The sequence below is a fragment of the Kumtagia sp. genome, assembly GCF_059502445.1.
This window is the reverse complement of sequence record NZ_JCACER010000024.1, coordinates 76,217-94,208: the sequence shown is the minus strand read 5'-3', so window position 1 is coordinate 94,208 and position 17,992 is coordinate 76,217. Positions and strand designations below refer to the sequence as shown.

19 protein-coding genes are annotated in these 17,992 nt (G+C 65.1%); 11 read left to right on the top strand and 8 right to left on the bottom strand.

What is annotated here, in order from left to right; all coding sequences use genetic code 11:
- Window positions 1-260: 260 nt before the first annotated feature.
- Together cysN and cysD are read right to left on the bottom strand one after the other, a co-directional pair.
- Window positions 261-2,198: a sulfate adenylyltransferase subunit CysN gene (gene cysN, locus AC5JDC_RS10655; protein WP_495841332.1), complete on the bottom strand. Its 1,938-nt coding sequence runs from the start codon at window positions 2,196-2,198 to the stop codon at window positions 261-263.
- A 2-nt stretch (window positions 2,199-2,200) separates the two neighbouring features.
- Entirely contained in the window at window positions 2,201-3,106 is a 906-nt protein-coding gene (gene cysD / locus AC5JDC_RS10650) for a sulfate adenylyltransferase subunit CysD (RefSeq protein ID WP_495841331.1), read from the bottom strand.
- A 330-nt stretch (window positions 3,107-3,436) separates the two neighbouring features.
- Here cysD and AC5JDC_RS10645 point away from each other — a divergent pair, with 330 nt between their 5' ends.
- The 7 genes from AC5JDC_RS10645 (at window position 3,437) to AC5JDC_RS10615 (ending at window position 6,988) form a co-directional block, all read left to right on the top strand.
- A complete protein-coding gene (locus AC5JDC_RS10645) occupies window positions 3,437-3,730 on the top strand; it encodes a type II toxin-antitoxin system HigB family toxin (RefSeq protein WP_106771563.1) in 294 nt (97 codons plus the stop codon).
- Window positions 3,730-4,119 (top strand): helix-turn-helix domain-containing protein, encoded by a 390-nt coding sequence (locus tag AC5JDC_RS10640; protein ID WP_495841330.1) that lies wholly within the window; start codon window positions 3,730-3,732, stop codon window positions 4,117-4,119. Before AC5JDC_RS10645 ends, AC5JDC_RS10640 begins: the two co-directional genes overlap by 1 nt.
- Window positions 4,120-4,405: 286 nt before the next feature.
- Complete coding sequence (locus tag AC5JDC_RS10635) at window positions 4,406-4,834, top strand: hypothetical protein (protein ID WP_495841329.1); 429 nt, start codon at window positions 4,406-4,408, stop codon at window positions 4,832-4,834.
- Between the two features lie 138 nt (window positions 4,835-4,972).
- Window positions 4,973-5,404: an antitoxin Xre-like helix-turn-helix domain-containing protein gene (locus tag AC5JDC_RS10630; protein ID WP_495841328.1), complete on the top strand. Its 432-nt coding sequence runs from the start codon at window positions 4,973-4,975 to the stop codon at window positions 5,402-5,404.
- Window positions 5,405-6,094, top strand: coding sequence for an RES family NAD+ phosphorylase (locus AC5JDC_RS10625; RefSeq protein ID WP_495841327.1), 690 nt, complete (start codon window positions 5,405-5,407; stop codon window positions 6,092-6,094). It abuts the gene before it with no gap.
- A gap of 141 nt (window positions 6,095-6,235) precedes the next feature.
- On the top strand, window positions 6,236-6,628 hold the full coding sequence (locus tag AC5JDC_RS10620; protein ID WP_495841326.1) for a type II toxin-antitoxin system RelE/ParE family toxin: 393 nt from the start codon (window positions 6,236-6,238) through the stop codon (window positions 6,626-6,628).
- A 63-nt stretch (window positions 6,629-6,691) separates the two neighbouring features.
- Window positions 6,692-6,988, top strand: a complete 297-nt coding sequence (locus AC5JDC_RS10615; protein ID WP_106771568.1) for a helix-turn-helix domain-containing protein — start codon at window positions 6,692-6,694, stop codon at window positions 6,986-6,988.
- Window positions 6,989-7,108: 120 nt separating this feature from the next.
- On the opposite strand, the gene AC5JDC_RS10610 is transcribed toward AC5JDC_RS10615, so the two are convergent.
- Window positions 7,109-7,705 (bottom strand): biotin transporter BioY, encoded by a 597-nt coding sequence (locus AC5JDC_RS10610; RefSeq protein ID WP_106771569.1) that lies wholly within the window; start codon window positions 7,703-7,705, stop codon window positions 7,109-7,111.
- A gap of 122 nt (window positions 7,706-7,827) precedes the next feature.
- Here AC5JDC_RS10610 and AC5JDC_RS10605 point away from each other — a divergent pair, with 122 nt between their 5' ends.
- Entirely contained in the window at window positions 7,828-8,727 is a 900-nt protein-coding gene (locus AC5JDC_RS10605; protein ID WP_495841325.1) for an MBL fold metallo-hydrolase, read from the top strand.
- 4 nt (window positions 8,728-8,731) lie between these two features.
- On the opposite strand, the gene AC5JDC_RS10600 is transcribed toward AC5JDC_RS10605, so the two are convergent.
- Window positions 8,732-9,520 (bottom strand): DUF1499 domain-containing protein, encoded by a 789-nt coding sequence (locus tag AC5JDC_RS10600; protein ID WP_495841324.1) that lies wholly within the window; start codon window positions 9,518-9,520, stop codon window positions 8,732-8,734.
- A gap of 106 nt (window positions 9,521-9,626) precedes the next feature.
- Window positions 9,627-11,258: a long-chain-fatty-acid--CoA ligase gene (locus AC5JDC_RS10595; RefSeq protein ID WP_495841323.1), complete on the bottom strand. Its 1,632-nt coding sequence runs from the start codon at window positions 11,256-11,258 to the stop codon at window positions 9,627-9,629.
- A 162-nt stretch (window positions 11,259-11,420) separates the two neighbouring features.
- On the opposite strand from AC5JDC_RS10595, the gene AC5JDC_RS10590 reads away from it, so the two are divergent.
- Both AC5JDC_RS10590 and AC5JDC_RS10585 read left to right on the top strand, forming a co-directional pair.
- Window positions 11,421-11,867, top strand: coding sequence for a hypothetical protein (locus AC5JDC_RS10590; protein WP_495841322.1), 447 nt, complete (start codon window positions 11,421-11,423; stop codon window positions 11,865-11,867).
- 92 nt (window positions 11,868-11,959) lie between these two features.
- The gene (locus AC5JDC_RS10585) at window positions 11,960-12,340 is read left to right on the top strand and encodes a DUF427 domain-containing protein (protein WP_495841321.1); all 381 of its coding nucleotides are present in this window, start codon (window positions 11,960-11,962) and stop codon (window positions 12,338-12,340) included.
- Here AC5JDC_RS10585 and AC5JDC_RS10580 read toward each other — a convergent pair.
- On the bottom strand, window positions 12,327-13,445 hold the full coding sequence (locus AC5JDC_RS10580; RefSeq protein ID WP_495841320.1) for a nucleotidyltransferase family protein: 1,119 nt from the start codon (window positions 13,443-13,445) through the stop codon (window positions 12,327-12,329). The two genes, AC5JDC_RS10585 and AC5JDC_RS10580, sit on opposite strands and share 14 nt — an antisense overlap.
- 183 nt (window positions 13,446-13,628) lie before the next feature.
- Entirely contained in the window at window positions 13,629-14,369 is a 741-nt protein-coding gene (locus AC5JDC_RS10575) for a polysaccharide deacetylase family protein (RefSeq protein WP_495841319.1), read from the bottom strand.
- Window positions 14,370-14,558: 189 nt separating this feature from the next.
- On the opposite strand from AC5JDC_RS10575, the gene AC5JDC_RS10570 reads away from it, so the two are divergent.
- Window positions 14,559-15,176 carry an RNA ligase family protein gene (locus AC5JDC_RS10570; RefSeq protein ID WP_495841318.1) on the top strand — a complete coding sequence of 206 codons (618 nt, stop codon included), beginning with the start codon at window positions 14,559-14,561 and terminating at the stop codon, window positions 15,174-15,176.
- A gap of 13 nt (window positions 15,177-15,189) precedes the next feature.
- Here AC5JDC_RS10570 and ppdK read toward each other — a convergent pair whose 3' ends face one another.
- Complete coding sequence (ppdK, locus tag AC5JDC_RS10565; RefSeq protein WP_495841317.1) at window positions 15,190-17,853, bottom strand: pyruvate, phosphate dikinase; 2,664 nt, start codon at window positions 17,851-17,853, stop codon at window positions 15,190-15,192.
- Between the last annotated feature and the right edge of the window lie 139 nt (window positions 17,854-17,992).

Below are 17,992 nucleotides of genomic sequence, written 5' to 3'. Positions count from 1 at the left end.
CCCCCTCTCCGTCTCGGGCTTCGCCCTCGACACCTCTCCCCCACTCCGTGGGGGCGAGGAACCCAGGCTGGAGGAGCGCCGGCATCGCGGCAGCGGTTCCTCGCCCCCGCAGGGGGAGAGGTGTCGAGGGCGAAGCCCGAGGGGGAAGCGCCGGGGACGGTTTATTTTTTCGGCCCGCACCTACCTTGGAGCCGCGATGCGGGCCGGGTTCCGCTGCTGCATATGCGATTTGACCTGCCCACCCTAAGGGCAGGACAATCTCAAATCCCGGCGCCGTCGTCGAACTGCTGGCCGGCCTGGTCGCGGCGGTCGAGCCAGCGCTCGATCTCCTCGACCAGATCCTCCGGCGCGCGGCCGACGGTCTTCAAATGGATCTCCGGCCGCTCCGGCGCCTCGTAGGGCGAATCGATGCCGGTGAAATTCTTGATCTCGCCGGCCAGCGCCTTGGCGTAGAGGCCCTTGGGGTCGCGCCGGGTGCATTCCTCGATCGGCGTGTCGACGAAAACCTCCGCGAACTCGCCCTCCTCGAACAGCCGGCGCGCCATGTCGCGTTCGGCGCGGAAGGGCGAGATGAAGGAGACGATCACCATCAGGCCGGCGTCGACCATCAGCTTCGCCACCTCGGCGACGCGGCGGATGTTCTCGACCCGATCTGCGTCGGTGAAGCCGAGATCGCGGTTCAGCCCGTGGCGGATATTGTCGCCGTCGAGGATATAGGTGTGACGCCCGGCGGCGTGCAGCTTCTTTTCCAGGAGGTTGGCCACCGTCGACTTGCCGGAGCCGGACAGGCCGGTCAGCCAGAGTGCTGCCGGCTGCTGGTTCTTGGCGGCGGCGCGCGACTTCCTGGTGACGTCGAGCGACTGCCAGTGGATGTTGTCGGCGCGCCTGAGCGGATGCAGGATCATGCCGGCGCCGGCCGTCGCATTGGTGATACGGTCGATCAGGATGAAGGCGCCGGTGGCACGGTTGGCCGAAAAGCTGTCGAAGGCGATCGGTGCCTGCAGCGCGATCTTGACCTCGCCGACCTCGTTCATGGCGAGCGACCTGGCCGGCTGGTGCTCCAGGCTATTGACGTCGAGGCGATGCTTCAGCTCGGTGACCGTCGCGCTCGCCTGGTCGGTAGCGGTGCGCAGGATATAGGAGCGGCCGGGCAGCATGGCCTGCTCGTCGAACCAGACGACGGTGGCGGCGAACTGGTCGGCCACGTCCGGGCGGGCGGAAGGCGCCGCCAGCAGATTGCCGCGCGACACCTCGACCTCGTCCTCGAGCAGCAGCGTGACCGCCTGCCCCTCGACGGCACGCCGCAGGTCGCCGCCGGCCGTGACGATGCGGCGTACGCGCGACTTCTGGCCGGACTTCGCCACCACCACCTCGTCGCCGGCGGCGATCGAGCCGGACGCTACCGTGCCGGCGAAGCCGCGGAAGTCGAGATTCGGCCGGTTGACATACTGCACCGGGAAGCGGAACGGCCGCTCGGCGGAGGCGCCGTCGACGTCCACCGTTTCCAGATGCTCCAGCAGCGTCGGCCCGGAATACCAGGGCGTGTTGTCCGAGCGCTGCGAGACATTGTCGCCGTAGCGGGCCGAGATCGGGATCGGCGTGACCGAAGCGAAGCCGAGGCCACGCGCAAAGGCCGAATAGTCCTCGACGATACGGCCGTACACGCCGGCGTCGAAGCCGACTAGGTCGATCTTGTTGATCGCCAGCACGATGTGCCGGATGCCGAGCAGCGAGGCGATGATGGAATGGCGCCGCGTCTGCCGCAGCACGCCCTGGCGCGCGTCGATCAGCACGATGGCGAGATCGGAGGTCGAGGCGCCCGTCGCCATGTTGCGAGTGTACTGCTCGTGGCCGGGCGTGTCGGCGACGATGAACTTGCGGCGCGGCGTCGCGAAGAAGCGATAGGCGACGTCGATTGTGATGCCCTGCTCGCGCTCGGCCTCCAGCCCGTCGACCAGCAGCGCGAAGTCGACCTCCTCGCCGGTGGTGCCGTGACGACGCGAATCGCGCTCCAGCGCGGCGAGCTGGTCCTCGAAGATCTGGCGCGTGTCGGACAGAAGCCTGCCGATCAGCGTCGACTTGCCGTCGTCGACCGAGCCGCAGGTGAGGAAGCGCAGCAGCGACTTCCGGGTCTGGTCGGCAGCATCGAGGGGATCGATGACGGTGCCGACCAGCGCGTCCGCTTTGAGATGGCGCATCTTCAGAAATACCCTTCGCGCTTCTTCTTTTCCATCGAGCCGGCCTCGTCGCGGTCGATGGCGCGGCCCTGCCGCTCGGAGGTGGCGGCCGCGAGCGTCTCGCTGACGATGCTTTCGAGATCGGCGGCATCCGACTCGATGGCGCCGGTCAGCGGATAGCAGCCGAGGGTGCGGAAGCGGACCATGCGGTTCTCGACCGTCTCGCCCGGACGGAGTTCCATGCGATCGTCGTCCTTGAGGATGAGCATGCCGTCGCGCTCGACAACCGGCCGCTGCTTGGCGAAGTAGAGCGGCACGATCGGGATATTTTCGCGCAGGATGTATTGCCAGATGTCGGCCTCGGTCCAGTTGGACAGCGGGAAGACCCGGATCGACTCGCCGGGGGCAACGCGGGTGTTGTAGATGTTCCACATTTCCGGCCGCTGGTTCTTCGGGTCCCAGACGTGGCTGGCGTTGCGGAAGGAGAAGATGCGCTCCTTGGCGCGGCTCTTCTCCTCGTCGCGGCGCGCGCCGCCGAAAGCGGCGTCGAAGCCGTATTTGTCGAGCGCCTGGCGTAGCGCCACGGTCTTCATGATGTGGGTGTGGGTGTTGGAGCCGTGGGTGAACGGGCCGATGCCGTCGCGCACGCCGTCCTGATTGATGTGGACCAAAAGATCGAAGCCGAGCTTTCGCGCCATCTCGTCGCGGAACGCGATCATCTCGCGGAACTTCCATGTCGTGTCGACATGCAGGAACGGAAAAGGCGGCTTGGCCGGATAGAACGCCTTCATGGCCAGATGCATGAGCACGGAGGAATCCTTGCCCACCGAATAGAGCATCACCGGCTTGGCGAAGGTCGCCGCGACCTCACGAAAGATATGGATCGACTCGGCTTCGAGCCGATCGAGATGGGAAAGCTTTGCCAGCATGATGGTCCACTGCGAGACGGCGGGCCGGCCGGAACAGGGCGGCCCGGCCCAAATATCCGGATTGGCTGGCAGTCTCGCAGAAAAGCGGCTCGTCTCAAGGAGAGGCCTACCAAAAAGCCGGCGGATCGAGGGTTTCACTTCCGCCCGCGACACATTCTATGGAATCTTGTTCCTGCGTTTTCTGCGTACTCGACAGACCCAAGGAAATTCTTTCCTTCAACTTCCTGTGCGTCGGACCACTAGCCCGGCTGCGGTACGTGGATAGTATCACAATTCCACAAAATGGAACCTAACCCTTGTTCCATATGTGGGAACGTATTACTATTTGCCATGCAGGTCGTGAGCCGCAAGACGCTGGTCGCCTTCTGGGAAAAACACCCAAGAGCCGAAGCTCCGCTGTCGACCTGGTTCGTTGCCGCAAGAGCCGCGGAATGGAAGACCCCGCAGGACATCCGCAACGATTTCAGTTCCGTCGATTTCGTCGGAGACAATCGCGTCATCTTCGATATCGGGGGCAACAACTACCGGCTGATTGCTCACGTGAGCTACACCTACAAGAGCGTGCTCATAAAGTTTGTCGGCACCCACGCCGAATACGACAGGATAGACCCGGAGAAAGTCTAATGGAAAACATACGACCCATCCGCACCGAGGACGACTACGATTGGGCGATCGCCGAGGTGACGAGGTATTTCGAGAATGAGCCCGCCCCGGGCACTCCCGACGCGGACCGTTTCGTCCTGCTGACCGATATCATCGAGGCCTACGAGGACAAGCACTATCCGATCAAGGCTCCCGATCCCGTCTCCCTGATCGCCGACTATCTCGAGCGAACCGGCAAGAAGCAGTCCGCATTGGCCGAGATCATCGGATCGAAATCGAGAGCGTCGGAAATCATGAACCGGAAGCGCGCACTCAATATCGCACAAGTCCATGCTATCTCCGCGGCATGGAAGCTTCCGGCCGACGAACTGGTCAAGCCGTACCATCTTGAAGTCGAAGAGCGCGCCTGAAGCGCGACTTGTGAGCCGCTGCCTCCAATCGCCGGTCTTCAGGGCAATGCCAACACTGCGCATACTTGAAGGCGCGTACTTTGACGTATCCTTGCCCGGCAAGCCCACCAAGCCTATACTTTCTACCTGTGGGGTGCTTTCATGATCTTCATACTTCTCGAACTGTCCTGGATCGGCGCCGCGTGGGCGATCTATTGGCTCGTGCCTGCCGCCCAATGCGGTTTCTGACGCGCTTGCGTGCCGGCAGCACAGCCCTGCCGGTGGTTGTGGCGAGCGAGGAGTAGTTATGTGGACGATCGACATGACGCCTTCGACATTCAGGCAACTGGTCGTGGCGAACCTGATCGTTCCAGTCATCGGCATTGCTCTCGACCTCATGCTGTCGCCGAGCACCTACGACGGCCAGCCCTTCACGAAGTCGGATGCCATCCTGGTGGGAATCGGCCTGTTGGCCATCGTGCTCATGGTTATGACAACCATCGGCCTTTGCCGTTTCGCACGATGGTCGAGGCCTTTGGTTCTTTGGCTGACAGTGGTCGGGCTCGTGTGGATCGTGTTCGACAGCCCTTATCAAGCCCACGCATTCGCTGAAGCGATGTATGAGCTATCATCGTTGCTGACCGGCGCAGTCCTTGCAGCCGCATACTGGTCGCCGGTCAGCAGGCTGTTCGAACCAGGGCGGGCCGAGGAAGATCTGCAAGAGGTGTTCCGGTGAGCCACGCTCGCCGGTCGAAGCTCGGGCGAGCGAGGCACCAGCAGGCCATCCGGAATGGCAACACTATGCTGCGTCGGATGGGCCCTTGAATAGCCTGCCAATTGGCAGTATATTTTCCGCCAATTGACGGAGATAAAAATGTCCCTCGCCCCCGCGCCTCACGATCCTCAGGCTCTGCCGACAAATCTGGCGGATCAGGCGGCACGTGCGCGGCTCACGCCGGCGGCGGTCGCCGGCGTCGTCAGGCTCGCCGACATCTGGCGCCTGACCAGCGCCGAGATCTGCACGCTGATCGGCGACGTGTCGGAGCGAACCTGGTTCCGCATGAAGAAGGGCGAGTGGGACGGCGTGCTCTCCCAGGATTCGCTGACGCGGGTCAGCGCGCTGGTCGGCATCTTCAAGGGCTTGCGGCTCTTGTTTTCGGAACGGCTGGCCGACGAATGGGTGCGGCTGACGAACAGGGGACCGCTTTACGGCGGCCGGCGGCCCCTCGACGTGATGATCGAAGGCGGCATTCCCAGGCTGCTGCAGGTCCGTCAGCATATCGACGCCTTGCGCGGCGGACTTTGAATGCTGGTCCCGCCACGCGCCGACATTTCGCAGCGCGACACGATCCGGCTGATCTCGACGGGCAGGCTCAAGCAGCCCGTGCTGTTGCCGCTGGCCGCGAACCGGGAAGAGCTGGAGAACCTTGCGGAACTCGAAGGCGCAACCAGCGGCCGCCTGCAGGCGCAGGAAGGCGGCCTGCCCGACCTCGATCCGCGCGAGCTGGTGTTCGGCAGGCCGGGCTACACCTTCGTCAATGCCGCCTTCGCCTATACCCGCCCCGGCGGCAACCGCTTCAACGACGACGCGCGGGGCGCGTGGTACTGCGGCTTCGACGCCGACACGGCGCTCGGCGAGGTGTCGTTCCACCTGACGCGCGAGCTCGCCACTGTCGACCGGTTCGACAATGTCACCGACTATGCCGAGCTCGTGGCCGACTTCGTCGGCTCGTTCCACGACCTGCGCGGCTCTGAATTCAGCGAGCACCCGGTGCTCCATCCGGACACCGAGGTCGCCTATCCCGCCGGCCAGGCGTTGGCGCGGCATCTACGGAAGGAGCTGGCGGCGATCGGCCTCGTCTATCCGTCCGTGCGGCATGCCGGCGGAACCTGCCTCGCCGCCTTCCATCCCGATCTCGTCCAGAACCTGCGGCAGGGAGGGATATGGCGCCTGGAATGGCGGGGGTCGCCGATCCCGACGATCACGGGCGTATAGCGGATAGTGGCGCCGGCATTCTGACGGACAACCCGGTCAGGAGCGCGATTGCGGTGCCGGTCTCAAAGGACCACCCCATCGCCAAGAAAATCTTGCGTCGCTGCCACCGGATGGCGCCCGCACCGTCAAATCAGAACGGCAATGCCATATCTGTCCGTTGAGTTTGGTACGGCATTGCCGTATATTGCCAAAGTGCACACCGTTCTCACCACCCCTTATTTCGATAGGGAAGCTGACCGCGTCGGGCTGACATCCGAGGAGTTGACGGAGATCGTTTCGACCATTGCCGCTGATCCTCTGGCCGGCGATTTGATGCAGGGCACGGGCGGCGCGCGCAAATTGCGCCATGCTGGTCGCGGTTTCGGCAAGAGCGGCGGCTATCGCACCATTCATTACTTCGGTGGCGATGACGTGCCGGTGTTCCTCTTGTCGATCTACGGCAAGGGCGAGAAAGGCAACCTGTCGAAGCAGGAGCGGAACGAACTCGCGAAGCTGCTCCCGACGATCGCCGACAGCTACCGAGCCCGGAGATAGGCACCCTGGTCGGGGCAGAATCAAGTCAAGTGCGGCCAGCCGCAGTCTGGAAAGGAAAAGGTTATGTCCAAGTTCGGAAAGGGTCTGATCGAGAGCGCCAGCCAGGCGGTGGCCATTGCAAAGGGCGAAATGAAGCCCGGCCGCGTGTTCGAAGGCTCAAGCGTCGATGTGGCGGCTATCCGCAAATCCCTGGGGCTTTCGCAGGTCGGTTTTGCCGAGAAATTCAACCTGTCGCCGGCCACCGTGCGCGATTGGGAACAGAAGCGCCGGCACCCGGACAAGCCGGCCGAAAACCTGCTGCGCGTGATTGCCAGCAATCCGGAGGCGGTGGAAGCGGCACTTGCCGGGAAGAACCGTTGAATAAACGGAATCCGGTTTCCCGCTGCGTGGAGGGTAGCGCCACCGCAAGTTTCCGCCTCTCCAAAACCAAACGGCCGCGCGGGCGCGCGGCCGTCGGCTGAAATGCTCGGACTGGCCCGCTCAGCGGCGATTGGGCAGCAGCGCCCAGATGGCCGGCGGGATGGCGGCAGCGAGCGCCACCTTGATCAGGTCGGGCACGATGAACGGCACCACGCCGAACTGCCACGACTTTTCGACGCCGATCAGGCCGGCGAGCCAGGCGAAGCCCATGGCCATCATCACCACCTCGGCCACCAGCAGCGCGCCGAACAGCTTGAACGGGCTGCGGTCCCAGCCGCGGTCGGCGGCCCAGCCGGCGATCGCCGCCATGGCGACGAAGCCGGCGAGATAGCCGCCGGTGGAGCCCAGCATATAGGCGAGGCCGATACCCTTCTCGGGCGTGCTCTGGAACACCGGCAGGCCGGCGGCACCCTCGGCGAGGTAGAGCAGCAGCGTGGCGACCGCCAGGCGGCGGCCATAGGCGACGGCGATCAGCATGATCGCCAGCGTCTGCAGCGACATGTCGACCGGGCCGAGCACCACCTTGGTCTTGGCCGAAAGCGTCAGGAGCAGCGTGCCCAGAACGGCCAGGACGATTTGCGTCGCCAGTCGCAGGGCCGGGTTTTCCGGCAGCGCCAAGGAAACGAGCGGACGGGCCGCGGTGACTGCTGTTGCCATATCGATCCCCATTCTCCAGGTCGGCGGCACGCCCGCCATTCGGCTTCCGGTATATTGGCTTCCGTGTTATGCGGCAAACCGTTTTTCGGGGCCGCGCCCCGTTGCAGGCGGAAGGCGGTCCGATGGAATTCGACACCAAATTCGACCCCAGGCATGGCCAGGCCGTCGAAGTCGCGAAGGGCGTGCTGCGGGTGACGGCGCCGAACGCCAGCCCCTTCACCTTCCACGGCACCAACAGCTATATCGTCGGCACCGACACGCTGGCCGTCATCGACCCCGGCCCGAGCGACGAGCAGCACCTCGCCGCCCTCGTCAAAGCCATCGACGGACGGCCGGTCAGCCACATCTTCGTCAGCCATACGCATCGCGACCACTCGCCGCTGGCCCGGCCGCTGGCGGAGCGGACGGGCGCGACCGTGCTGGCGGAAGGCCCGTACCGGCCGGCGCGCATCGTCCAGGTCGGCGAGGCAGACCGGCTCGACGCCAGCAACGACGTCGAGTTTTCGCCCGATCATGCGCTTGCCGACCAGGAGTTGGTCGAGGGTGACGGCTGGGCGCTGCGCACCGTGCTGACGCCCGGCCACAGCGCCAACCACGCCGTGTTCGCGCTGGAAGGAACGGGCATCCTGTTCTCGGCCGACCACGTCATGGGCTGGTCGACGACCATCGTGGCGCCGCCCGACGGCGCCATGGCCGACTACATGGCCTCGCTCGAGCGCCTGCTCGCACGCGACGACCGCCTGTTCCTGCCCGGCCATGGCGGCCCGATCGGCAATCCGGCGGCCTTCATGCGCGGCCTGCGCACGCACCGCAGGATGCGCGAGCGCACCATCCTCGAACGGGTGATGCAGGGCAACCGGAAAATTCCGGACATCGTCGCGGCGATCTACCGCGACACCGATCCCCGCCTGTTCGGCGCCGCCGGTCTGTCCGTCTTCGCCCATCTGGAGGACCTGGTGGGGCGCGGCGCCGTCGCCACCGACGGGCCGCCGTCGCTGCATGGCGAGTTCCGGCCGGGCTGAGGCGCTACTCGACCGCCACGGCGGTCGTCCTGCGGATCACCTCCGCGTCGAGTTCCGCCAGAAAGGCGGATATCCGCGCCGCATTGTCGCCGAGGTCGTGGCGCCCGTAACGCCAGGCCGAGCGCATGTCGACATAGGTCGGTCCGGCCTCATCGGTGAGGCGGACTGAGACATCCACCGGAAGCGCGATCAGCGGCGTCGCCGCTTCCGCCTCGATCGTGACCTCGCCGGGCGGATGCTCCAGCCCGCCGGGGCGGAAGCGCCAGCCCTTGGCCGCCATGACGGCTTCCACGACTTCGAGCGCCTGGTCGAAAGGCAGGTCGTAGCGACGACCGGTCACGTTCGGATAGGCGCGCGCCTGCTCGGCCGCCGCGGCCGGCGCGATCGGCAGCACCCGGTTCATGCCGGAGCCGCGCGCGGCCGCCGCCTGGACCAGGCTGGGCGGATCGGCGGTGTCGGTCGAGATGTCCGCCAGCATCGGCAGGACGGCGGCGCGGTAGCCGGCGAACAGGAACGGGGCAAGCACGATCAAGGCGAGAAGCGTGCCGACGCCGAGGTCGAAGCCGCCGAGGTCGCCGTCGTTCCAGAACCGATGGAAGGCGACGCCGGCAAAGACCAGCGCCGCGCAGGCGATCGCAGGGACGAGGGTCAAGACGGTCAGGAACGCCGGCGTGTCGAGCAGGCCATAGCGGTGCGAGAGACCGGCGGTGACGGAAAGAACAAGGGCGAAGGCGCCGGTCCTCCGCGCCCAGCCCGCCGCCCGCGTCACCCGCCGTTCCAGAACCGCCGCCATGCAATCCGCTGTCCGTGACCGCCGCCAAGGGTGCTGCCCGGCAGCGGCTGACGCACACTCATTATCAGCCGCCCATCGCGGCAACAATGCGCCCGCGCCTTCCCGCTCACGCATCCGTCGGCAGGCGAAAATCCCTGAACTGTTCGCGCAGCGCGGTCTTCCTGATCTTGCCGGCGGCGGTGTGCGGGATCTCGTCGACGAACACCACCTCGTCCGGCATCCACCACTTCGCCACCTTGCCGTCCATGAAGGCGAGGATGTCGGCCTTCTCAGGCTCCTTGCCCGGCTTCCTCACCACCACCAGCAGCGGCCGCTCGTCCCAGCGCGAGTGGCGCACGCCGATCACCGCGGCTTCGGCCACATCGGGATGGCCGACCGCAAGGTTTTCCAGGTCGATGCTCGATATCCACTCGCCGCCGGACTTGATCACGTCCTTGGCCCGGTCGGTGACCTGCATGTAGCCGCAGGCGTCGATATGGGCGACGTCGCCGGTGTCGAACCAGCCGTCTTCGTCGAACTGCTCCTTGCCGTCGCCGCCGTAATAAGCGGCGGCAACCGCCGGCCCGCGCACCTTCAGCCGGCCGAAGGTTTTTCCGTCCCACGGATGGTCATGGTCGTCGTCGTCCGTCACCTTCATCTCGACGCCGAAGGGCGCGTGGCCCTGCTTCTGCTGCACCGCCAGGCGCTCTTCCCTCTCGAGCGCGTCGTAGTCCGGCTTCATCGTGCACAGCGAGCCTAGCGGCGACATTTCGGTCATGCCCCAGGCGTGGATGACCTCGACCCCGTAATTCTCCTGGAACTTCCGCGTGATGGCGAGCGGACAGGCAGCCCCGCCGATCACCACTTTCCCGAGATGCGGCAGCATGCTGCCGGTCTCCTCCAGATATTGCAGCAGCATCAGCCAGACGGTCGGCACGGCCGCGGAGAAAGTCACCTTCTCGGTGTCCAGCAGCTCGTAGATCGAGGCGCCGTCCATCTTGCCGCCCGGCATGACGATCTTGGCGCCGACCATCGGGCAGCTCTGCGCCAGCCCCCAGGCGTTGGCATGGAACATCGGCACGACCGGCAGCACCACGTCGCGCGCCGAGATGCCCATGGCGTCGGGCATCGCCGCCATCATCGCGTGCAGCACATTGGAGCGGTGGCTGTAGACCACGCCCTTGGGATTGCCGGTGGTGCCGGAGGTGTAGCACATGCCGGCCGCCGTGTTCTCGTCAAAGCTCCGCCAGGCGAAGTCGCCGTCGGCCTCGGCCAGCCATTCTTCATACGGCATGACATCGGGCAGGCTGGTCTGAGGCACGTGCGCCCGGTCGGTCAGCACCACCACCTTCCGAACCGACTTGACGGAGGGCACGATCTTCTCCGCCAGCGGCAGGAAGGTCAGGTCGACGAACAGCAGCCGGTCCTCGGCATGGTTCATGATCCAGGCGATCTGGTCGGGGAACAGGCGCGGATTGAGCGTGTGGTAGATGCCGCCCATGCCCATGATGCCGTACCACGCCTCCAGATGCCGGGCGGTGTTCCAGGCGAGTGTGGCGATGCGGTCGCCGACACGATAGCCGTCGCGCTCCAGCCGCTGCGCCACCTTTAAAGCGCGGGTCCGTATCCCGGTATAGGTCGTGCGCACGACCGGCCCTTCGACCGAGCGCGACACCACCTCTCGCCCGCCATGCTGGGCGGCGGCGTGGTCGAGAATCTTGTGGCAGAGCAATGGCCAGGGCTGCATCAGACCGAGCATCGGGGTTCCTCCTCTTGTTCGTTCCCGCCGGAAGATTGCGGCGCAACCCCTTCCCTGTCCAGAGCCGGTTTCCGCAGCGTAGCCGGTCCGTGCCACATTGCGGCCAATGTCGACGCCAACATGGAAAAGGGGCGAGGTTGGTTAACAGGCGCGAGGTTTGTCATGGACGCGCAGAAGAAACCCGTCGACGAGCAGAAGTCAGTCGAAGAGCACGGCAACGCCGAAGAACTCCGGCAAGCGGCAGAGGCGCCAGCAGCCACACCGGCGGCCGAGGACGAAATCGCTCCCGCTGCCGAAGTCGAGGCTGTTACGGCAAGCGCCGAAGCGGACGCCGTCAGCGAAGGCCAGTTCGAGGAGATCGCCGTCCAGGCGCTGGAAGGCGTCGGCGGCACCATCCTGTTCAGGATGCGGATCGACGGCGGCGCGGAGAGCCAGCACGTCGCGGCCGGCGCGGTCGGCGACGGCGAGGCCCGGCAGTTCCTCATCCTGTCCATGCCGACGGCCGGCGGCGAATTGCGGGTCGAGCCGGCGGGCGACAGCGACAATCCGGTCGCCGGCATCGCCGCCTCCTATGCCGGGCTGGCGGACGTGTTCGCGGCCGCCGCATAAGCGGCCTTGCGCGCTGCCGCGACGACCCCACATCAAGGCGATCGCATCGGCCGCACGGCCGGATACGACCACAGGACCGAAAGGATCGCCCGATGACACGCTCGAATCCGGCCCCGGGCTTCGCCCGCAATCCATCCAAGGTGATCACCATCGAAGCCCATGACGGCGAGGTGACGGTGAGCGTCGGCGACGTGCCGATCGCAAGGTCGGCAAGCGCCAAGATTCTGGCGGAAACGCCCTACGCGCCGGTCTTCTACATTCCTTTTTCGGACATCGATTTCGGCAAGCTGGCGAAGACGGATCATTCGACCCACTGCCCCTACAAGGGGGATGCCAGCTACTGGAGCATCGGGGCGCTTGGCGAAGACGGCAGGAACGCCATGTGGGCCTATGAGGCACCGTTCGACGAGGCCATTGCCATCAAGGACCACGGCGCCTTCTATCCCGACAAGGTGACGATCAGGACGGCGTAACCGGCTTGCCGGCCAATTGGACGGGCATTCCGGCCAGGCCGATATCGTCCGATGAAACGCCGAATTGCGGCGCCCATCGCGCCGCCGCCTCGTCGAGCATGCCGCCGGTTTCGGACGTGAGCCTGGCCTTGCCGAGCGTCAGCGCGTGGCGCCAGGTCGGACCGCGCTGCCATGCCTCCATCCAGGCTTCGATCAACTCGAACCCATTGAGCCTCACCAGGGCTTCGATCAGGAAAGACGCCTGCCCCAGATCCTTGGCCGCCTTCTCCCTGTCCTTGCGCCGCGTCGCGACGATCAGCTTGTGGATCGCGTACCGCGTCGGAGCGGGAACGGTGACCGGCACGCCGCCGCCATAAAGCAACACGGATCGAACGGGGTGGCGGATCAGGAAATCGAGAAAGCGCAGCGGCTGCGCCGCCGTGCCAGCAAGGGCGGGCATTGTCGAAGGCTTGCCGGAATGGTCATCCGAGCCCCTGTTCGGAACGAGAAACTCGATCTTGTAGCCGCGCGCATTCACATAGCTGGTGGTTTTGCGCCCGTCCGTCATGTTGGATACCGCTCGAAACGACGGGTCAATCTGCGCGATCTTTTCGAGAACCGGTGACATATTGTCGTCGATAGCGATCGAGATGCCGTGATCCTGAGCGAGATCGATGTCGCCGGTCTGCAGATACCGCTCAGGGCGCGCTCCTACCAATCCCGGATAGGTCTGGAACGCAATCGTTCCGATCAGAACGCCGCGCAGGCGAAAGAACCCGGCCCTGGCGATCTTGTCGACCAGCGCGCCCGTCATCGCGTCTGGCACCGGAAGGCCGGCAGCCCGAAGCATGCGAACCGCTTCCAGGCGGGCCTTCAAAGCCGTCTTGTTACGGTCGAATGCTTCCACTCGGGATGAAATCGCCTCGTCAGAAGCGGGGCCGACATATTTGCGCGACTTCTTGCCCGTCAAAGGATCGTAGCCGTCGTAGTACCAATAATCCCGGCCCTTGACCGTGCTCCTGGAAAAACTGCCGTTTTCCGGAAACGCCTCGTCGAAGGCTGCATCCAGGGTACGTTGATTGAGATCGGCGAATACGGTTTGAGTTGCCTGATCGATCGGTTGCATGGCTAGTTATAGGAAAATCCGGATTTTCCTATAACTAGCTTCCCCAATGAATCATCGCCAGGCAAAAAGAGTTATAGGAAAGCCCAGATTTTCCTATAACCATTTTATATCAATTAGATGCCCGAATTTAGCGACCCAAGGGCCTAAGGCACCTCCAGAAGAATTTCGCCATGGTCTCTCCGCTCAGTCATCCATCTCGTAGCTGCCGTCGCGGTCGGCGTCGTCCAGGCGCACGAAGGTGACGCCGCGCGCCTTCAGCTTGAGCAGGCCCTTCACCAGACCCGCGCCTGCCGAACGCGTCGGCTGGTTGATGTGGGCGATCAGCACGTCGCCGTCCTTGGCCGCCGCCACCCGCCTTTCGGTGCTGCCGGCCGAAAGCAGCGCGCCGCCGTCGGCATTGATCGAATAGCCGGCGACGTGGAAGCCGAGCGCCTTGATCTCTGCGATCGCCGTCCGGCTGTATTTTGCGGTCGCGCCGCGGAACCAGCGCGGCTGGGCGAGCCCGGCTGCGATGATCGCGGCCGCGCCGTCGTTGATCTCCGAGGCGACCGCCGCCGGGCTGCCGGCGGAGCGGATGCCGTAGATGCGCATCGGCGCATCGACGGCCGGAATGTGCCGGTCGCCATGGTTCTCGATCTCGAACAGGTCGGGATGCGCGCGCATGACGGCAAGCGCCTCGGGATTGCGCTTCAGCCACAGCCCGGTGACGAAGATGGTGGCCGGGATGCGGTGTTCGACCAGCGCCGACAGGATGCGGTTGTCGGTGCGGCGGCCGCAGGCGTCGAGGGTAAGCGCCACCCGAGTCTCGCCGGCCGCTGACGACTTCAGATGCAGGGATGGCTCCACCAGGGCGCCGGCAGCGGCGGGCAGGCTGGTGGCAGCCGTCAGGGTAGCGGCAATAAACAAGCGAAGGAAGAAACGCATGGTACCGAAACCTCGCAAACCGGCGCGCCTTCAAGGCTCGCTTAACGTCGATTTTGAGGCGGGTGCGAATGGTCGCCAGACTGTGATCGCGGTTTGAAGGTGAAAGACAAACTCATCAAACAATCCGCTCCTTGAAAGCCTGTCACCGAGAGCTCAAAACTAACTGTTTCAAAACCCGGCGCCATGCGGATGAAAAAATACGGACGAACCTATCACCTGCCGAATTCGCCAGGCGCGACCAGCGACGACAAGGTCATGGAGGGTATCGACACGCTTGTTGCTGGCGCGTTGGTCGTCACCGAAAAGATGGATGGCGAGAACACGACCATTCATCGAAGCGGAACCCATGCTCGCAGCCCGGACAGCCGCTATCACCCTTCCCGCGACTGGCTGAAGGCGTTCGCGGCCGGAATATCGGTTCAGTTATCCGAGGACGAACGCATCGTGGGCGAATACCTGTTCGCACAACACTCCGTCGTTTACGATCGCCTGCCCACCTATTTCCTGGGGTTCGCCTGGATCGTCGGCGATACTTTTCAATCATGGGACCACACGATCAAACGTTTTGTGGAGCTGGGCATCACGCCGGTGCCCGTTCTGTATCGCGGCGCCTATCGGCCCCGATTGTTCGAAGACTTGGCCGCATCGCTCGATCTTCGCCTCCAAGAAGGTTTCGTAGTCAGAGCGGCCGGCGCATTCGTGGAATCCGACATGCCTACGCGGATTGGAAAATATGTCCGGAAAGGCCACGTCCAAAGCGAGACGCATTGGATGAAGACGGAGGTGGTCAGAAACGGATTGGCTTGATGGGTAGGCCGGACTACCCCTTCCCCACCGCCGCCTGCGCGGCCGCCAGCCGGGCGATCGGCACGCGGAAAGGCGAGCACGACACATAGTCCAGACCGACCTTCTCGCAGAAGCGGATCGAGGCGGGGTCGCCGCCGTGCTCGCCGCAGATGCCGAGTTTTATGCCGGGCCGCGTGCTTCTTCCCTTCTCCGCCGCCATCGCCACCAGCTCGCCGACGCCGTCGACGTCGATCGACACGAACGGGTCCTGGTCGATGATGCCCTTCTGGCGGTAGGTCTCCAGGAACGGCGCGGCGTCGTCCCGGCTGATGCCGAAGGTGGTCTGGGTGAGGTCGTTGGTGCCGAAGGAGAAGAATTCCGCCGTCTCGGCGATCACATGGGCGCGGATGGCGGCGCGCGGAAGCTCGATCATCGTGCCGGTGAGATAGTCGACCGAAACGCCGGCTTCCGCGATCACGCTTTTCGCCACAGCATCGATGCGCGCCTTCACATAGTCGAGCTCCTTCTTCAGCCCGACGAGCGGCACCATGATCTCCGGCACCACCGGGCTGCCGGTCTTGCGGCCGGCCTCCACCGCCGCCTCGAAGATGGCGCGCGTCTGCATCTCGGCGATCTCCGGATAGGAGACGGCGAGCCGGCAGCCGCGATGGCCGAGCATCGGATTGAACTCGTGCAGCGCCTCGGTGCGGTGCCGCAGCTTGTCGGCAGGCACGTTCAGCACCGCCGCCACCTCCTCGAATTCCTTCTCGGTCTTGGGCAGGAACTCATGCAGCGGCGGGTCGAGCAGGCGGATGGTGACCGGCAGGCCCGCCATGATCTCGAACAGCTCGACGAAGTCGGAACGCTGCATCGGCAGCAGCTTGGCGAGCGCGGCGCGCCGGCCCTTCTCGTCCTCGGCGAGAATCATCTCGCGCATGGCGACGATGCGGTCGCCGTCGAAGAACATGTGCTCGGTGCGGCACAGCCCGATGCCCTCGGCGCCGAAGGAGCGGGCCATGCGCGCGTCGGCGGGCGTCTCGGCGTTGGTGCGCACCTTCATGCGGCGCGCCTTGTCCGCCCATTCCATGATGGCTGCGAAATCGCCGGAGAGCTCCGGCTGCAGCATGGCGACCGCGCCCTTCAGCACCTGGCCGGTGCCGCCGTCGATGGTGACGACGTCTCCGGCCTTCAGCGTGTGGCCCATCGCCACCAGCGTACCGGCGCGGTAGTCGACGCGCAGCGAGCCGGCACCCGATACGCAGGGTTTTCCCATGCCGCGCGCCACCACGGCGGCGTGGCTGGTCATGCCGCCGCGCGTCGTCAGAATGCCTTCGGCCGCATGCATGCCGTGGATGTCTTCCGGGCTGGTCTCGACGCGCACCAGGATAACCTTGCGGCCGGCCTTCCTCGCCTCCTCCGCCTCGTGGGAGGAAAACACGATCTCGCCGGTCGCCGCGCCCGGCGAGGCCGGCAGGCCGGTGCCGATGACGTTGCGCTCGGCCTTCGGATCGATGGTCGGATGCAGCAGCTGGTCGAGCGAGGCCGGGTCGATGCGCAAAACCGCCTCGTCGCGGCTGATCAGCCCTTCATTGGCCATGTCGGCCGCCATCTTCAGCGCCGCCTTGGCCGTGCGCTTGCCCGAGCGGGTCTGCAGCATCCACAATTTTCCGCGCTCGATGGTGAATTCGAGATCCTGCATGTCGCGGTAGTGCCTTTCCAACCGCTCGCAGATGTCGACGAAGGAGGCGAACGCCTCCGGCATCAGCTTCTGCAGCGACGGCCGGTCGGAGCCGGCGGCGATGCGCGCCTTCTCGGTGATGTTCTGCGGCGTGCGGATGCCCGCCACGACGTCCTCGCCCTGCGCATTCACCAAAAATTCGCCGTAGAGCGCCTTCTCGCCGGTCGACGGATTGCGCGTGAACGCCACGCCGGTGGCGGAGGTCTCCCCCATGTTGCCGAACACCATGGCCTGCACGTTAACCGCCGTGCCCCAGCTTTCGGGGATGTCGTGCAGGCGGCGATAGGTGATGGCGCGTGCGTTCATCCAGCTGGAGAACACCGCACCGATGGCACCCCAGAGCTGCTCGTCCGGATCTTGCGGGAACGGCTTTCCCAGTTCCTCCTCGACCCTGTCCTTGTAGAGCGCGATCACCTCCTGCCATTGCCCGGCCGAGAATTCGGTGTCGAGTTCGTAGCCGAGCCGCGCCTTCTCCTCCTCCAGGATCTCCTCGAACAGCTCGTGGTCGAGGCCGAGCACCACGTCGGAATACATCTGGATGAAGCGGCGGTAGCTGTCATAGGCGAAACGCGCGTCGCCGGAATCCCTGGCCAGCGCCTCGACGGTGACGTCGTTGAGGCCGAGGTTAAGCACGGTGTCCATCATGCCCGGCATGGAGGCGCGCCCGCCGGAGCGCACCGACACCAGCAGCAGCTTCTCGGGGTCGCCGAAGCGGCGGCCGGCTATCCTGCCGACCTCGGCGAGAGCCGCCTTCACCTGCCCGGCCAGCTCCTCCGGATGGCCGTTGCCGTTGGCATAGTAGAAATTGCAGGCTTCCGTGGTGATGGTGAAGCCGGGCGGCACGGGCAGGCCGAGGCTGCACATCTCGGCAAGGTTGGCGCCCTTGCCGCCGAGCAGGTTCCTGTCGCCGGCGCGGCCTTCCGCCGCTCCGTCACCGAAGGTGTAGACCCACTTGGTCATGCTCGCTCCTTGCCGGCTGGCATCGGGGCAGCGATAGGATGCTGCGCTGCGAAAGGCAAGCGCCGGAGGGCGCCGCTAACCCCTACAATCGATTAGAAATTCCGGCTTTTTCGGGGCTTGCCGCCGGCACTCCGTTCTT

Excerpts from the sequence above, each read along its gene's own strand:
- cysN (WP_495841332.1), bottom strand. The coding sequence starts at position 2,198 with ATGCGCCATCTCAAAGCGGACGCGCTGGTCGGCACCGTCATCGATCCC.
- cysD (WP_495841331.1), bottom strand. The coding sequence starts at position 3,106 with ATGCTGGCAAAGCTTTCCCATCTCGATCGGCTCGAAGCCGAGTCGATC.
- AC5JDC_RS10645 (WP_106771563.1), top strand. The coding sequence starts at position 3,437 with ATGCAGGTCGTGAGCCGCAAGACGCTGGTCGCCTTCTGGGAAAAACAC.
- AC5JDC_RS10640 (WP_495841330.1), top strand. The coding sequence starts at position 3,730 with ATGGAAAACATACGACCCATCCGCACCGAGGACGACTACGATTGGGCG.
- AC5JDC_RS10635 (WP_495841329.1), top strand. The coding sequence starts at position 4,406 with ATGTGGACGATCGACATGACGCCTTCGACATTCAGGCAACTGGTCGTG.
- AC5JDC_RS10630 (WP_495841328.1), top strand. The coding sequence starts at position 4,973 with ATGTCCCTCGCCCCCGCGCCTCACGATCCTCAGGCTCTGCCGACAAAT.
- AC5JDC_RS10625 (WP_495841327.1), top strand. The coding sequence starts at position 5,405 with ATGCTGGTCCCGCCACGCGCCGACATTTCGCAGCGCGACACGATCCGG.
- AC5JDC_RS10620 (WP_495841326.1), top strand. The coding sequence starts at position 6,236 with ATGCCATATCTGTCCGTTGAGTTTGGTACGGCATTGCCGTATATTGCC.
- AC5JDC_RS10615 (WP_106771568.1), top strand. The coding sequence starts at position 6,692 with ATGTCCAAGTTCGGAAAGGGTCTGATCGAGAGCGCCAGCCAGGCGGTG.
- AC5JDC_RS10610 (WP_106771569.1), bottom strand. The coding sequence starts at position 7,705 with ATGGCAACAGCAGTCACCGCGGCCCGTCCGCTCGTTTCCTTGGCGCTG.
- AC5JDC_RS10605 (WP_495841325.1), top strand. The coding sequence starts at position 7,828 with ATGGAATTCGACACCAAATTCGACCCCAGGCATGGCCAGGCCGTCGAA.
- AC5JDC_RS10600 (WP_495841324.1), bottom strand. The coding sequence starts at position 9,520 with ATGGCGGCGGTTCTGGAACGGCGGGTGACGCGGGCGGCGGGCTGGGCG.
- AC5JDC_RS10595 (WP_495841323.1), bottom strand. The coding sequence starts at position 11,258 with ATGCTCGGTCTGATGCAGCCCTGGCCATTGCTCTGCCACAAGATTCTC.
- AC5JDC_RS10590 (WP_495841322.1), top strand. The coding sequence starts at position 11,421 with ATGGACGCGCAGAAGAAACCCGTCGACGAGCAGAAGTCAGTCGAAGAG.
- AC5JDC_RS10585 (WP_495841321.1), top strand. The coding sequence starts at position 11,960 with ATGACACGCTCGAATCCGGCCCCGGGCTTCGCCCGCAATCCATCCAAG.
- AC5JDC_RS10580 (WP_495841320.1), bottom strand. The coding sequence starts at position 13,445 with ATGCAACCGATCGATCAGGCAACTCAAACCGTATTCGCCGATCTCAAT.
- AC5JDC_RS10575 (WP_495841319.1), bottom strand. The coding sequence starts at position 14,369 with ATGCGTTTCTTCCTTCGCTTGTTTATTGCCGCTACCCTGACGGCTGCC.
- AC5JDC_RS10570 (WP_495841318.1), top strand. The coding sequence starts at position 14,559 with ATGAAAAAATACGGACGAACCTATCACCTGCCGAATTCGCCAGGCGCG.
- ppdK (WP_495841317.1), bottom strand. The coding sequence starts at position 17,853 with ATGACCAAGTGGGTCTACACCTTCGGTGACGGAGCGGCGGAAGGCCGC.